The organism is Thermovirga lienii, assembly GCF_036847465.1.
GTDB classification, from domain to species: domain Bacteria; phylum Synergistota; class Synergistia; order Synergistales; family Thermovirgaceae; genus Thermovirga; species Thermovirga lienii.
Genome location: NZ_DAITZW010000038.1, coordinates 1 through 13,560, shown reverse-complemented (window position 1 = coordinate 13,560; position 13,560 = coordinate 1). Strand labels below are relative to the sequence as shown.

At 42.5% G+C, this 13,560-nt stretch carries 16 protein-coding genes; all 16 read right to left on the bottom strand.

Annotated elements, in window-relative coordinates:
* Positions 1 to 274 (bottom strand): CRISPR-associated endonuclease Cas2 (cas2, locus tag V7Z69_RS08570; protein ID WP_334139607.1); only part of this gene is annotated, 274 nt, incomplete at its 3' end.
* Positions 267 to 554 (bottom strand): CRISPR-associated endonuclease Cas2, encoded by a 288-nt coding sequence (cas2, locus tag V7Z69_RS08565; RefSeq protein ID WP_334139606.1) that lies wholly within the window; start codon positions 552 to 554, stop codon positions 267 to 269. The genes cas2 (V7Z69_RS08570) and cas2 (V7Z69_RS08565), both read right to left, overlap by 8 nt.
* A 5-nt stretch (positions 555 to 559) precedes the next feature.
* Complete coding sequence (cas1, locus tag V7Z69_RS08560; RefSeq protein ID WP_334139605.1) at positions 560 to 1,399, bottom strand: CRISPR-associated endonuclease Cas1; 840 nt, start codon at positions 1,397 to 1,399, stop codon at positions 560 to 562.
* Positions 1,400 to 1,401: 2 nt separating this feature from the next.
* Positions 1,402 to 1,887 (bottom strand): hypothetical protein, encoded by a 486-nt coding sequence (locus V7Z69_RS08555; protein ID WP_334139604.1) that lies wholly within the window; start codon positions 1,885 to 1,887, stop codon positions 1,402 to 1,404.
* Positions 1,877 to 2,755, bottom strand: coding sequence for a CRISPR-associated endonuclease Cas1 (locus V7Z69_RS08550; RefSeq protein ID WP_334139608.1), 879 nt, complete (start codon positions 2,753 to 2,755; stop codon positions 1,877 to 1,879). The genes V7Z69_RS08555 and V7Z69_RS08550 overlap by 11 nt, the downstream gene beginning before the upstream one ends.
* Before the next feature lie 35 nt (positions 2,756 to 2,790).
* Positions 2,791 to 3,561 (bottom strand): CRISPR-associated endoribonuclease Cas6, encoded by a 771-nt coding sequence (gene cas6, locus V7Z69_RS08545; RefSeq protein ID WP_334139603.1) that lies wholly within the window; start codon positions 3,559 to 3,561, stop codon positions 2,791 to 2,793.
* Between the two features lie 11 nt (positions 3,562 to 3,572).
* Positions 3,573 to 4,235, bottom strand: coding sequence for a hypothetical protein (locus V7Z69_RS08540; protein WP_334139602.1), 663 nt, complete (start codon positions 4,233 to 4,235; stop codon positions 3,573 to 3,575).
* Positions 4,236 to 4,237: 2 nt separating this feature from the next.
* Complete coding sequence (csm5, locus tag V7Z69_RS08535) at positions 4,238 to 5,383, bottom strand: type III-A CRISPR-associated RAMP protein Csm5 (RefSeq protein WP_334139601.1); 1,146 nt, start codon at positions 5,381 to 5,383, stop codon at positions 4,238 to 4,240.
* Positions 5,380 to 6,306: a type III-A CRISPR-associated RAMP protein Csm4 gene (gene csm4, locus V7Z69_RS08530; protein WP_334139600.1), complete on the bottom strand. Its 927-nt coding sequence runs from the start codon at positions 6,304 to 6,306 to the stop codon at positions 5,380 to 5,382. Before csm4 ends, csm5 begins: the two co-directional genes overlap by 4 nt.
* Before the next feature lie 2 nt (positions 6,307 to 6,308).
* Positions 6,309 to 7,061: a type III-A CRISPR-associated RAMP protein Csm3 gene (gene csm3 / locus V7Z69_RS08525; RefSeq protein ID WP_334139599.1), complete on the bottom strand. Its 753-nt coding sequence runs from the start codon at positions 7,059 to 7,061 to the stop codon at positions 6,309 to 6,311.
* A gap of 50 nt (positions 7,062 to 7,111) precedes the next feature.
* A complete protein-coding gene (gene csm2, locus V7Z69_RS08520) occupies positions 7,112 to 7,543 on the bottom strand; it encodes a type III-A CRISPR-associated protein Csm2 (RefSeq protein WP_334139598.1) in 432 nt (143 codons plus the stop codon).
* Positions 7,544 to 7,558: 15 nt separating this feature from the next.
* Positions 7,559 to 9,970, bottom strand: coding sequence for a type III-A CRISPR-associated protein Cas10/Csm1 (gene cas10 / locus V7Z69_RS08515; protein WP_334139597.1), 2,412 nt, complete (start codon positions 9,968 to 9,970; stop codon positions 7,559 to 7,561).
* Between the two features lie 32 nt (positions 9,971 to 10,002).
* Positions 10,003 to 11,073: a putative CRISPR-associated protein gene (locus tag V7Z69_RS08510; RefSeq protein WP_334139596.1), complete on the bottom strand. Its 1,071-nt coding sequence runs from the start codon at positions 11,071 to 11,073 to the stop codon at positions 10,003 to 10,005.
* Positions 11,074 to 11,089: 16 nt separating this feature from the next.
* A complete protein-coding gene (locus V7Z69_RS08505) occupies positions 11,090 to 12,079 on the bottom strand; it encodes a helix-turn-helix transcriptional regulator (protein WP_334139595.1) in 990 nt (329 codons plus the stop codon).
* A 69-nt stretch (positions 12,080 to 12,148) separates the two neighbouring features.
* Positions 12,149 to 13,258, bottom strand: a complete 1,110-nt coding sequence (locus tag V7Z69_RS08500) for a putative CRISPR-associated protein (protein ID WP_334139594.1) — start codon at positions 13,256 to 13,258, stop codon at positions 12,149 to 12,151.
* Between the two features lie 112 nt (positions 13,259 to 13,370).
* Positions 13,371 to 13,560, bottom strand: a 190-nt coding sequence (locus tag V7Z69_RS08495; RefSeq protein WP_334139593.1) for a hypothetical protein, incomplete at its 5' end; no start/stop codon positions are given.

The following is a 13,560-nucleotide window of genomic DNA, read 5'->3' as shown; positions in this document are numbered from 1 at the left end:
TTATTTCACTATGTCTTTGGGCATACTTACCCCAACGTTCCACTTGAAGGCTGAAGGGATATTTTAGACGATAACAATATACACAGTCTTCTCTAGGATCAATCAAACTGTCTACCTTGAACAACACTTTCCTCAGAACTTTCAATGATAGATTGCCCGAAAAAACACTGTTTTGCTCCCAAAACAAGTAGCCACTCAATAATTTATGGACCTTCGCCACACGCTTTTGTCCCACATCATAAATGACAACAGTGTTAATCTCCTTGCTAACCATCCTCCTCGCCTCCACAGTGTAAAAGGTAGCTCATGCAACTTTTGTCTAAGCCTATTATCATTTTTTCCCACGCAAACTCAGCTTCCGTAGAAAACAATAACAAACTGTCCTCTCTAGGATCCAAGAGCTCCTTTAATTTATCCATCACTACAAGTTTCTGTTCATCTCTTAAGTGTCCTTCAAAAGTGCTATTTTGCACCCAAAACATCTTGTCAGACAGGTATTTCCTAACCTTATAAACCTTTTTTTGCGATACATCATAGACCAAAACCCTAAACATGCTCACTACCCTCCCCAAAGCACCCAAGCTTGAGGAATTTTATCTTTAATTAAGTCATCTCTTATTTGCAAAGAGGCTACTTCTAGAGTTTTCAGTAAACTGGCTGGCCATCCAAAATGACTTTTTTCTCCTTCTCCCAGCACTTTTTGCGCCATTTCAGCAACAACAAGCTTGTACAATTTCTTTCCCTCGGAATTCAAAAAACATCCTTCGGCCTTTACTGTAACCATGTCTTTAGTAAATCTGCCGTCATTAACCATTATCCAGCAAACTGCCTCAACAAAGATAGGTTTCACTAACTCCGCTACATCAAGAGCCAAAGTATGCCTACCTCTACCTGGCTGATGCAAAAATCCCAACCCCGTATTGAACCCTGCCTTTTGCAGCGGAGGCACACATAACTTGTACATCAAACTATTGCCATAAGATATAACTGCATTAATAGGATCCCTGGGTGGCTGCCTATTCCTGCCGTTAAACTCAAAACCCGCTGGAAGTTTTTTGCCCCACCACTCAAAAATATCTCGATGAAAAATACCCTCAACCCCTAACCCCTCTTTCACATCCTTTATTTTTTCAATGTTTGAGGTAAACTTTTGAATAATGCCTAAAAAGGAACTATCATCTCTTTTTAAGCATACCTTCTCCCACAATTTATATGTTTCTGCCACCCCTCTAAGCAAAGCCTTTATCGCTTTTAGTCTTTTTTCAGGTACTCCAATGTATAATGTTTGAGCCAACCTCAAAGACCTAAAGGGAGAAACATCGTTGCCCGATGGTATATAAATGGAAACATAGGGACCTCTCCAGCCTTGAATAACATTTATCTCTTTCTCTTCTTGCATATTCAAACCTCCTGCAAGAACCAACATAGATCTTTTATAAAACAGGCCTGACATTTATTCTGAGGTCGAAAAACATAACCGTGTTTTACATCTTCCCAACTTTTTTCCAAGTGTGCTTTCGCTGGCTCATTTAGGACCACCCTTATCTTCTTTTCCTCGTTATCCCCTCTGACCACCACATAGGCATAAGCAATTTGGGAGTGATATTCCAATAACAGCCTTAACGCCACACCTACCCATACATGCAGAGGCGGCCACTGCGTAGTTTTTATATAAAGGTAGTTCCCTATGAATTTTATGTGAGGGCCAAAATCCTCTAGTACTTCAAACATAAATTCTTCTTCCTCTTCGTCACCATTGATAAACCAACTACTTTCCGAAATAAACCTAGCAAGCTCCTCTTCTGGATCGATTCCCCAATCCCAGAGTTGTCCAGCAATGGGGCACCATGATGCCCACCCGCAAGTTATCAAATCATCAAGACGCATCTTTAGGAATTACCACCCTCCTGGCAGCTCTATAAGATGTATTGCCAACAAAGCAAGAAATAAGGGCATATCCCTCTCTCACTGGCAACATTCGCAAACTCCAACTTTTCTTGCCATCTTGCGCACAGCTTTTCGTGAAATGCCTTCTGTAAAGCTCAGGAACCTCATTCATGTCCCCTTGCCACTCTCCAAACATAGGAAGCCACAAATCGACAAGCAGGGGCTTAAATAGGAAAAACAGGTCATCCCATAAAGCACTAGAGGGAACATCCAGACAAGAAAACACACTAACCCATGGGTCCAAAGATAACTTGCTGAAAGCGGATACCACTGTAGCTTTAGCTATTCCTTCTACTAGAGGATAACAGCTTACATTCTGTATGTACTTCGTAAGCCTATCTTCATCTAGTGAATTGATAGTATTAAAGACCTTCGGAGCATTGTCCTTTGGGTTAGCATAAAATTCGCTCAAGCAGTTAAGGTAGCGATCCTCCCAAACCTCATCCTCCTTTGGGAACCAATTTCTAGCCACCCCACAGCGTAACCGACAAGCGCCCCGAACTATCTCTTGAGCTATGGACAAGGCTAGGCCTTCATCAAAAAGGGTCATATACTGATCTAGGCTAACTTGCCCTGAAACAATCGATATATACGGCATCCACGTCCCTTTATAACGCCCTGCTTCGAAGATATGAAGAGGAACGCTTTTCTCGGAAAGCAAGCTCAACGCTGCATTGTCAGGACTTGCGCCTCCAAGGGCAAAAATTTCTGATATCTGCAGTATTGGGACAAGAATATTAATACCTTTTTCTGGATTTTCAAGCTTCAACGTGTTGTTATGCCTGGCTATTCTAACTTGTTCCGTCAGAAATAATTGGTTTGGAATGATTTACCACCTCTTTTTTACCACCTTACTGCCTCTACCATGCCGAAACCAAGGCTATTCCTCCCGCCAAAACCAGCGCTGTAACCTAAAGCAATAAGTTGAGGGGACGCCTTTATGCTAAAAGGCACCAAATGTCCCTTCACTAAATACCGCCCTTTTAGGGAAATAAGCTTACTTGTATCCCTTTTAGCCAAGTATTCTTCGTCGGGGTGTATTTCTATTTCCCCTGAATAAGGCTGTCTGTAAAGTACTTCCCACTTTCGCATGAGGTTTCCTTTTACAATTTCCCAGAAATGGTTGCCTCGTGGATCCAAATACTTATGTCCTAATTTTTCGTCCGGTACACTGGCAACAATGGGGGATATACAAGAAAAAGAAGCAAAACCATTAGAAAAATCAGGTAAAGGTTCGTCGACAATTTCATCAACCTGGGCAAGAAGAGACCCAATATGTACCTTTCCCATGGACGCAAGGCCTTCTGCAAAAAGCGATGCTACCACTGGAACAGGCGTATCAAATCTCCAAAGAAGTGAATCAGATTGAAAATACAACCTATCCTTGATTATGCGAGTCGCTCCCCTACCAGCCCAAAGGGTACTGAAAGTAAAAAACTTGAAGGTCGGCCCTGCTAAATGAGGATAACCCGAATCATGGAGCTGCTTGCTGAAATTAGGTGCAGAAAGAGACAAAGCTTTATATATCATGGAAGTCAAGTACCACTGGTAATTAAAATCTATACTCGAGCCAGCTTCTATTTTAAATCTAATCCTTAGCCTCAGTGGAATCACCTCCGGGTTTTTTAAGATGACACATCAAGACTGCCAAAACCCTTTCCTTTTTCTGATCCAAACCCCCTCAAAATTGAAAATTGGAGTATAAAATTAGCCATCCTGTGTGAGCTAAAAATATTTAACGAACCTGTTTTCGATGAGTTGTCATCCCGATGTGGACGGAGTCTTATATGGGTAAACATCCAATGAGGCAGGTCCCCAAACACTTTTAGGTCCTCCCTGCCTGAATATTCCCATATTATGTGTTGAGACTCTTGAAGATCTTTAAGTATTGAGAAAGGACTTTTAAGAGGAGAAAGCACCCTTAGTTTGACTGGTGCATCCAACATAGAACAAAGAGGAGGACTGCTTAAATCTAACGTTCTTATCCAAGGATGGGTACCGTCATCAGCATCAATTCGGATACATTTTGCTTTACCCCATGGTCCTTCTAGTTCCTTTCCATATATTTCTGCTGAACATAAAAGCATCCTTTTATATCCCATTGGTGTAAAAGCACAAATAAGCAATCCAACGTAATCTTTACGGGCTGCAAGCTTAGGACCTGCCCGCAGCCCGTCTTCATACTTACCAAATACATGGCGTACAAAGGCAGCCCTAGCTTCATGGTTTTTCCAAATTTCTTGGTTTGATACTTCCAAATAAAGAGCTATGCTACCTACTTTGCCCATTGCTAAGAGATCTCCTCTATGTAAAGCTTCCCCCATCCTAGCATCGCTCTAGGCTCACCTTTACTTGAAATCACAATTTTTCTAGATAATGGCCTTTTGGGTGTCTCTTCTTCAGGATTATCACACACTAGAATCGGGAATAACGAAGAACCGGTCCAACCACTGCCCCATCCAAGTCTTACTATGGCAGAATCTGCATTTTCCGCTTGCTCGTATTCTTTATACCAAATACCGTTAACACCGTTTCTTTCGAGAAAATTTTTCTCAATATGAACCATCACCCTAGCATGGTCTTGTAGGGCCGTAAGAAAATCGTAATGATTCCTTATTTGTACTTTGGCATCTTCTCTTAGTTCTTTCATAAGATCTTCATCTACAGCAATATCGAAGTAGACCGCCGTACCTGGCTCTACAACTTCACAAAAAATCGGCGGAGTTCCACTGGAGAGAGGCTTAAACTCCCCATCCTTGGATGTAAAGATGTTTACCGCAGCTACGACCAACGGGGTCTCTATGGGATCCGAATCACTCACCTTTACTGCTCTCAATATGTCATTTTTGGGATCGGGCTTTTCCAGAGATCGAAACAGGCCTTCCACAAGGGAGACTCTATCGTTATTTTTACTTCGTATTTCTTTTATGTTCTTTTTGTTTACATTATTCATCTTTTCTATTATTCTTCCTGGTCTAAGTCGATTGAGTTCATTAAGTAAGTTTTTCTTTTCTTGCCCGTCGTTCATCAAAAGAGAAAACACCAAAGCAGTTCTCAGCATTCCCTTAATTGAAGACCCCGGCAGGTAAGGCCTTCCAAAACCATCTCTTATGAAAGGTCGAACCTCTTTTTTGAGTTTTTCTCTTGCAGCCTTAGTAAAAGATACAGGGTAAAGTAAATTTGTTTTATCTAAATGTCCTTTTAAAATATGTGAATCATAGAAAAAAGGTTGCTCCATATAATCTTTTATTGAAACTCTGCCTTCAGCCAGTAGCCTGGCTGTAAAAGACTCCTTGAGGCACCAGCCTTGATCTTTGCCCTTTGGCGGCAAGACGTATCTACAGGCAGGAAGAACTTCTCCTGTACCTATGTGTATTGGAGAAAGAGCCACAAACTTTGCTTTGTATTTTTTTATGTTCCAAGGTAACCTTTTCATTCTTTCACCTCCCCCAATGAAGGTAGCTCCACGGCCACAGATGGCGGACAGCCGTTGAAAAGAACCGGGTGTTCTACCCTGGAGGGGGTTATATCTACTACCTGTCCAACAGGTTTGAAAGGAAGGAGGGAACCGTGAGATAAACATACTACTGTCGGCTTTATTACATCAGTTTCTCCCACATAGCCTCTAAATCTCCACAAATTGTATCCTGTATAATTCCTTTCTCTCACCATTTGAGCCAATTCCTCCGGCTTTGGCAAGTAGGCCCCAAGGGTCATGTATCTTTTACTTTCTTTTTGCAGAAGCCCCCAAAAAGGAGTTTCTACAGCCGGGACTTCCTCCAACTCGAAAACGCCCCAACCAACGCTTCTTTCACCACCCAGGCCAGTATCTCTAAGTAAGCTAATAGCCGCCTTAAAATGAGGTACCATTTCCTCTGGACATTCAGCAATCAGAACACCTTCGACTCCTTCTGCCACCCTTAAACGCCTTTTGTGGTAAGGAACAGCAGATTTGGTGGCTCTATCCAAGACAGCAGAAACCACTGTCTCTTCCGTAAAAAGTCTGACTTCTGGATCAAAATTGATCTCACCAGCAATAAACTGGTTGAGCTTATCCACAGGCACCCACTGAACCTTCTTTAGCTTCTTACTGTCATCAATTCCCTTTCCTGTGACGGGGAAAACAGGAGCAGGAACATAATAACACCCATCTCGCTTCCAAAGCAGAGAAGACAGGCGGCAGTTTCTCACCAAAAGTTCCGTAACCTCAGGTCCGTTGATTTGGGCAGAAGCCCAACCTACTCCTCCCCAAATGGTCGAACAGCCAACAAATCCCATTTGGCGATTCACATCGCCCGCAAGGGTACCCTGTCTTATTCCACTTTTGAAACGAAGATGGAAGACCAAAGGCTTCAACATTGTTATCCCTTATACTCTTTTTCCACAGAAGCTCCAAGGTCGCCCCCGTCCAAATCGACCTTGATCTCATCTTCTCCTTCGATATAGTGGCCGATCTTCCTGACCAAGACATCTTTAATCTTTATTTCAACTCTACCGTTTCCTCTGCTGCCTCCACCGCCCAGTGCGTCGTCCTCTAACAGTCTTAGCATGGCCTGTAAGTTGTTAAGGTCCTCCTTTAGGTCCTCATCCTTTTCAATCGTATATACAAGTTCAAATTCAAAAGTCGCACCCGCTGGGACACGCTCTATAGGCCGTGGATTCGCTGCACAAGTTATTCTGTCCAAGCTGTTTTCAGCTTTCCATTCCGTGTAAGGAAGGCCTTCATCTAGTTCTGATAGCTTCGAGAGGCTTTCCTCGGAAAGGAAAGCATCCCTAACCTGCAGCCTTGAAGGAATATTTTTGCCACTTCCTGAACTTGCGCCGAACAACCTGCAAACAGGACACTCGCTGTTAGAACACTCATGTCTGTATATGTTGTTTCCTCCATACTTGTTAAACTCCATGTCTTTTGCTCTCTCAAAAAGGGAGCGAAGCTTGCCCTTAAGAGAACTACCGGGGATATAAGGCGTTTTAGTCAATGGATCCCTTATGACGGGATTATCCATCCCACCTATAGAAAGTCCTGTATCCGAGGCTCCTATGTGGAGGCCTGTTTTACATACTATTTCTCCTGACAGTATAACCTTACCTTTTATGGGTTTCTTCTTTTCCATCTCAATACCTCCTTCTAAGGTTCTATATGAAAGCACAAACAGCTTTTAGACTACCTACCGCCAGCATACTTGTGATAGGCAACTATTGCCTCCGAGAGCTGCCTTAAACGGACTAAATCATTAGCCGTTTCGACTTTATCCAGTGCAACATCGAAAAAATTAGCTAGCTCTTTCATCTTTTCCTTTTCTCTTTCTTTTTTGATCCGTGCAGCAGCATAAGCCAAGTGGTAGCTAAGCAGCTTGGCATCTTTAACATCCACACTCTTCCCACTTATAAGGTTTGCTTTCTGCGCTTCCACTTTCACAGCAAACCTAACTATGTGTTCATGAAACTTGTATAATTGCGTTGCAGACACATCACTATGAATTTCTTCTCCTATGCCTCTTCCTATGGCCACAAGTTTATGACCATCTAGGTCCTCTAATTTTTTCAATTTGCTTATTTCCTCTTTGGCTTTAATTAATGTATACGCTTGCTGCATGCCCCGCACCTCCATTTATCTAATCATGTAATCCAACCATTCGGCACACACACTGGTAATTCTCAAAGCGTCCTTTTCTGCTGATTCCATTTCAGAAAAAACGTCCTTTTCGATGGATTTTTCTTTACTGCGACCAGCAGAATAAGCCGCATGAGCCCTCCATAAAGGTTGTGCTTCCCTTTCCATTTCTTGCAGAGCCATTATCTTCCTTAGGAAGGCTCTTTCAACTTTAAGTTTCACTGTTTTTTTGTCTTTGGGAAATTCTGCGTCTTTAAGGAAGGATTTCAACTTTTCGATCAAAGTCATAAGCTCCCTACGAGTATTGAATTTCTTGTCAAAAACTCCCTGAGCATCCAAATCTCCGGAGTAGAACAGAGCAAGGCTGTCCTTTCTTACCCCCTGACATGTATGCTCTTTGGCACTTTCCTCTGCTGCACCTGCCATTTCTGCAAGCATATACATAGGGGTGGTCTCATCTGCCATTACCATACCGCCAGAAATGGTCACCGAAGGGTTATCTCCTGTAAACTTGCGGAAACATTCCACTACATCAACGGCAAACTCTATGACTTCGTTCCATGCACCAACAACGTAAAGATCATCTCCTCCTGAATAAACCACTATCAACCTTCTGCCATTTTCCTGAGCTCCTGTGAAGAGTTCCTTTACTAAACGAAGATTAGGGTTACGAGCAATAACTGGTATATATACTTTGAAAAATTGTGTTAGAAGTCTGGACATGGTTGCTATCCTGGATAAGCTGTATTTGTTTTTATCAAGTCCTTCGGCGAATATCCTACCTAAATTATCTACGTCCATCCTAAGCGCTCCTAATTTATGGGCACCAATGCAACCGTCATCGCAAACCTTTCCAATTTCGTCATCCCATGCATAGCCAGCCCAGGGCAAGGAGATGAACCTTTCATCCTCTTCTTGCAAGTTGTTGTGGGGATCTCGCAAAACGAACACTCTAGTGGTTCCTTTGGGTATATCCTTTGCGTTTTTTGCAACACCATAAGGGGCGCCCAGTATATTAACTACAACATTTTCAGAAAGAGGTTCATTGTATAAGTATTTATTTGTTTGGTCTGAAATTTCCTTGGCCAACTTCGTAAGGGAAAAACACTGTTCGCACGCAGAACCATCTTCATCTTCGAGGTCTAAACTTTTCAAATCATCGGTCCGCCTTCCGCAGATAATGCAGCTTTTGCTGAAGTAGTCGTCGTTTTGGTTACCTAAGATCTCATCCAACAGTCCATCCATAGGACGGCACCTTTCTTTAGCTAATTTAAGGGCCATTTGCTTGAAGACATAGTTCAGCTTACTCTCCTTCAAATCTTCCCAACCAAAGGGCACCCATGCCAAGGATAGACTAAGCTTGCCATCTTCCAACTTATACAGTTTTCTGTTAAGCGATTGTTTGAAATCCTCTAGCTGCATATTTACCCTTTTGGTATTGGGCAAAAGTAAAATCCAGTGCCCTCCCCCAACAAAGAGGACTTGGGTCATTGGCATACCCAGGCTTTCTAGGAGATCTGAAAGGGTAGATTCCAAAACAGCTTCCAAATAGAACGACCTCGCTCTGAGGCTCCTTAAAGCTTTCTTGCCACTTATGTCGTAGATGTATTTTTGAATCCCCCTAATATCTCCCTCAACCATCAAAAAAGGCGACACGTTGTCTCGTTTAAGCTCTCGCTCTAAAGCCTTGTAACATTCCATTGGGTCCTTCTCTCTCAACAGCTGTGGGTAATTTTCCATCACGAAATCGCCAATGCAGACAGCTATCATTGCCGTGGTCCTCAAGTGGTCGTACAAAGAAATATCTGGGGTACGTCCCTCCCCAATAGCCGTATCGCTTGGCACAAAAGACGTGTATCTCTCTAGAACCCTTAAAATCCACGTGGGGCCGCCAAAACTGCCTTTTAGGGTGTCTTTCAACCCCTCTTCAAGAGATCCGTAGTTAAATTCCTTAGAACTGCTCTTTTTACTTGCGGGCATTATGAGCCCTCTGTCATCAAGGGGAGTAACAGGAAAATAAGTATCTTCTGACGTTTTTCCCTCACAATCTTTCAGTCGAACCACATCGAAAATGTTCCTCAGCGGCACATCTTTATCCCATTTTCCTGTGACATCCTCTCGCTCTGACGCAGATAGATTATCTGCATGAGCTATAATTGCAGCCCCAATGGCTTTACTTGCGTCCTGCAATTCTTTCAAAGCAGTGGCCGCCCTAGGATCGGTATGGTGGTAAAATGCGGCCCAAGCGTATGTCTCCCACGGTGGCCCTAGATCAGCAAGCCACTCACCCCCCACTTCCATGTGATTTTTACGTACTCCCTTAGCTCTTTGCACCACTTTCCCTACGTCGTGAAGAAGTCCTCCCATAGCCAGGTCATATAAAAAATCTTTTCTCTCCTCTTCGGTCATACACGTCCCTCCCCTCGGGTTTGTTGAGTTCATCAATACTTTGAAATTTTTTTTGAGATATAATTTGCCACCAACTGCGTCTGTTCCATTCCTCGTGCAGTGGTTGATATCAAAAGAGGCAAACTCAAGTTGTCTTTCGTGTATCTGACACATATCTCTCCCTTTTCAGGGCTCAAAATTTTAACCTTCGGCCCGCTCCAGTTGAGGTTTCCGTAACGCACCATGCTCACGCAGTCTATCTCACAAAGCGCTTCTACAAACTGTTCCCATCCTTTAGGCCTATGATGTTCCGTGGAAGAAACTTTATTCTTTTCTTTAGGTTGCTTAGGATCTGAAGGCGGCCATGTAGCCCTAGGACCTTCTTGAATTTTTTCCATTGCGGCCTTATAAAGCATATGCCCAGCACTAGTTAGATATGTACAACCATCATGGGCATCTTCCACAAGAGGCCGTAATTTAGGCTCCTTTTTCAGCCAGCTTTCAACCTCTGAACTGGAACGGGGCTCTTCTTCTATCCAAGTAAAAAAGTCCTTGTTCTCCTCTACGAAAGCAACATCCCATGCAAGAGGCAAAATAGGTAGTCTTACTACCTCCTTATGAAGTTCGTGCATATAAAAAACTTCTACCTCCATCAAAGCGCCAATTAAGTTCATGAAGGCTATCTCGGCCTTGAACCCTCCCGTTGCACAAATAATAGGAAGTTGCCCCTTATTTCTGCTTTCTCTTACGTGCTTTACAACAATATCTATAAGACACTTAAGCCCCTTATCGAAATTTGATGCGCTGTAGCCTAGTTGTTCTATTCTTTCCATGGTAGTTCTTGCTGCAATCTTTTCGTAATACTCTGCTAGTCGAGCAGCACAAAACGTGCCCTCCTCAGTGTTAGAATGCAAAAAAACCAGCTCATCTTGCTCAGAAATATCCATGGCTCTCAAGGTGTTTGTTTCGGCACTTGCTAAAGCTGGATCAGTATCATTAAGCCATTTCCTTACTGATATAGGATCAGGAAGTTCGCATTTGGCCTGAGGCCTCCAGCCTCCCCATGGCCGATCTCGGTTAGTTAAAAGAGATGTACCTACGGTAGTTATTATCCTTCTGTACATTATTTGTTCACTCCTATTAACCAATGGTTTTTAGTATTGTCATCGCCTTTTTCCTAACTATTTCTTTCAGTTCCTGGGGCTCTAAAATCTCTACACAATCGGCAGAAGAAAGAACCCATCTGCTCACTTCTTCAAGGTTATGCACCTTTGCAGAGAAAACTACTGTCCCATCTGGTTTTTTTATTATGTTTTGCTGGGGATACATGTTGAGCATGTCTTTTACGGAAGTGGCAAAAGGTTCCTTTATTTTCAACTTGAGGTCATAAGTTTCGTCACAAAAGGGATTTTCGGAGTGAATCAAATCTTCTATCCTGATGTTCTCGGGAGGTTCTTCATATTTCATATCATCCCGTATTTCAGCATAACGAAAACGACTTATCCTAAAAGAGCCACTTTTGTCGTATTGGTTACTTTTACCCCATACATACCAAGCCTTATGCTTAAAATATAAAAACCAAGGAGAGATAAGATGAACTCGCTCCTGGGGTACGGGCAGTTCGTATGGCGACCGGTATTGGGCCTTTATCACTTTTTTTGCATGTATTGCGTCCACCACTTTTTTGAAAATACTACCGTCTATTCTAGAGACAGGATTGGCTAGTATTATTGCCTCTGATAGGGTATCAGCCTGAAAACGACTGCTCTCTGGCATAAGTTTTTTAAGCTTGGATATAAGTTCCTTGGTAGATTCAGAAAGGAAGGGCAAAAAGTGTCCTGAAAGCTTTGTCCCCACTAGCAGCGCTAAAGTTTCCATTTCTGAAAGAGGAGATTTTACCATGAAACCAGGCCCACACTCAGCAAGCCGATATGTTCTGCTCCTACGGTCATAGATAATTTGGACGTCCAACTCATACCTTAGAAAATTCAAGTCTCTCTGTAGGGTTTTTTTGCTCGCGTAGCCATGCCGATGGTAAAGATCCTCTTTATTGATAGATTCTTTGGTTATAAAGTCCTTTATTAAATTCAAAAGTCTGCTAAGTCTTACAGATGAACTGTCCTTAGGCATCAAAAGCACCCCCTAACGCAAGTAAAGCACCAAAAGGGGACAATTTAAGGGATATATATCTAGCAATTTTTAGTGAAGATTAGATTCTCCCACATGATGTATTACAAAACATTCTCCTTCGAAATATCCAAAGATGCGCCACGCCCCTTTATCTGCACTCAAGTCTGCTTCATGAGTGCACGGTGGCATAGGATTACCTTTCAGCTTCTTGAAATCAAGTCTATTTATGTTTTGTTTGGTCTCCAAGAATCTGGCAAGGTCATCCAGTCTTTCATTGAAATCTCTAATGCGGGCCGCATCGCTTGAAATATTCTCTAAAGCTTTTTCTTTTATTATCTTTATCTTTGTAGACGGAGGGGGTAACAGTACCTCTGAGGAATAATATTTTTCCTTGAATTTATTGAATATCAGCTCTCCCCAAGGCGACAGAGAACAAAAACCGTCAATTTCATATAGAATGATTTCGGGAAGTCCCTGACACTCTGAGGCTGGGATTTCCTTGTAAAGCATTTTCCTGACAATGGCATGCTTTTCCTTTATCACCGAGGCGAAGGAGCTTTCCAGGTCCACTGGTATTCTAGGCAACCGCAATAGTTCATCTGAGTTCTCATAAATATACACACTTTCATCAGCGTAAAACATTCCCAAGGTTTGCATAAACCCCTGAAAGCTTTTGAATCCCCCTACCAGGCAAAAAACCACTCTATATCCATTTTTAGAGTAAGCAGGCAGAACTTGATCACACCATTTGATTAAATCCGACATGGCTGAAGTGAAATCCGTTATGCTAGATGTGTTGAGACCAGGAAAGTTTTCAGACTGCACTTTAAGCCCTTTATTTTCCATCCACTCGCTTATCACTTCAGCAGCTTTGGCCCCCTGATATGTGTCGCTCCTTAACAAGAAATGAAGGTTATTTTGCCCCTCTTCTAGAGACGATCGATAAAATCCCAGGACGCCATTTAATTCTGCGCTAAGCTTCCTAACTTCCGGGATTGAACATTTATACAAAAGGTCGCTTTGGCGTTTTGCTATATCATCTATAGTGCTTTTTTCTTCATGGGATAAATCAGTTTCTTTCTTGTTGGCCGTCCTGTTTAATATCTCTCTTTCCTCGTCTGTAGCTTTGTTCCTTAGAACACTAGTTCCCGTAGTAATAACAATAATTGAAGGTTTCATACTAACACCCCAATGTTTTTTGTTTTTAAGATAGCACATTTAATTTTGTAAGTAAATGCATGTCTGATAATTTAATCAAGTTGCCTATATTCGCCCCCTATACCTGCGAACACTAGCGGGGCAATGTCGTGAAATTGGTGAAGGTCGAGCCACGCAAGATGGAGGAAAGACATGTAAGAGCCTTTAAGGGCTTGGAGACTGGAAAGGGAAAACATTTTGGGTATCTATTCGAAGAAACACCGAAAATCACAGATAAGTCAAAGTATAGGACAGTTTCCATTCCGTATCGGTTCGATTGAATC